General features: G+C 40.6%; 1 protein-coding gene and 1 pseudogene. Both read left to right on the forward strand.

The window, feature by feature from the left end:
* Nucleotides 1–591 (forward strand): nucleotidyltransferase (locus tag AC1DWN_RS33990; RefSeq protein ID WP_477563224.1); only part of this gene is annotated, 591 nt, incomplete at its 5' end.
* A 357-nt stretch (nucleotides 592–948) separates the two neighbouring features.
* A pseudogene (locus AC1DWN_RS33995) lies at nucleotides 949–1,228 on the forward strand (ankyrin repeat domain-containing protein); the annotation flags it as partial.

The following is a 1,228-nucleotide window of genomic DNA, read 5'->3' on the forward strand; positions in this document are numbered from 1 at the left end:
ATTGTATGTGTAAATCCCAAAGATATTGATTACGAAAGATTGTCAAATATTAAAGACAGGCTTTTGGAAGAATATCCAGTAGTAACTAAGATTGATACGATAATTTGCTCGATTGACGATGTATTAAGTAAACCAAATGAGTGGGGTTTTTGGGTTAAGATAATTTGTGTTTGCATATATGGTCATGACGTTGGTGAAAAAGTACCACCGATAATTATTTCTCCAGAGTTCATTTTAGACTTAAATACAGAGACCAAGGAGGAAGTAGATCGTATACATAGTTTACTTTCTAATGCTAGTGATAACACAATGAAAACTAGATATATTAAAGGTTACTCTAAGAGATTAATTCGTGCATTATACTCTTTGGTTTTAGAAGATACAGGTGTATGGCAAGATGACATTATTAAGATGAAGAATGCCATATTAAACTATTGTGAGATTGACTCCGCTTTAGTTGATTATCTGTATGCTTGTTACTTGGATAGTAATGTACTTGTTGAAGAGTTTCTGGGAATTGCAGATGAAGTATATAGCTATTTTGAGAACGCCTTAAATGCAATGGCTGCTTCCAGAACTTCCTTCGGCTAACACCATATTGACGCTCCGGGTCACTCTGAGAAGCGAGTGACCACATCCAGCCCCCTAAGCCCGTCGGGACGTCACTGCATTAGGTGTTCGGCAAGCCTCACAATTATAAGCAGCGACTCTAATTAAAACATAAGACTATTGAGCTAACGGGTAACGATACTTGAACGCCAGACGGGCTCCTTGCTGCCCGTCATTTTGGAGTTGGGAATTTGGATGAACGATGGTGAAAAATACTTATATGTAAATGGCTCACGCATCAGCACAAACTGTTACGGAGTGTATGAAAATGCTTTTGATGTTGCATGAGACTGAGAGGGCAGGCGTGGAACTGATCATACGTGTGAGAGGAGATCTGGCATGGACTTTATTTACGAAGATGAAACGTTGACTGTAACTGTTGTTAAAGCGATTCAAACTGGAGATATCCCATCGTTGAAGCGACTTCTTGAAGAGATTCCGGGCTTGGCTACGGCAAGAATCATCGGAAGAGAGAATCATAACGAAGGAAAAAGTTACGGAATATCTCGAACACTGTTGCATGTGTTGACCGACTGGCCTGGTCACTTTCCTAACGGTGCGGCTTCTGTGGGTACGTTAGTCGAATTCGGTGCTGAGGTGAACGCTCGGTTCACTGGAT

It is taken from the genome of Paenibacillus sp. P4_A7 (assembly GCF_056402455.1).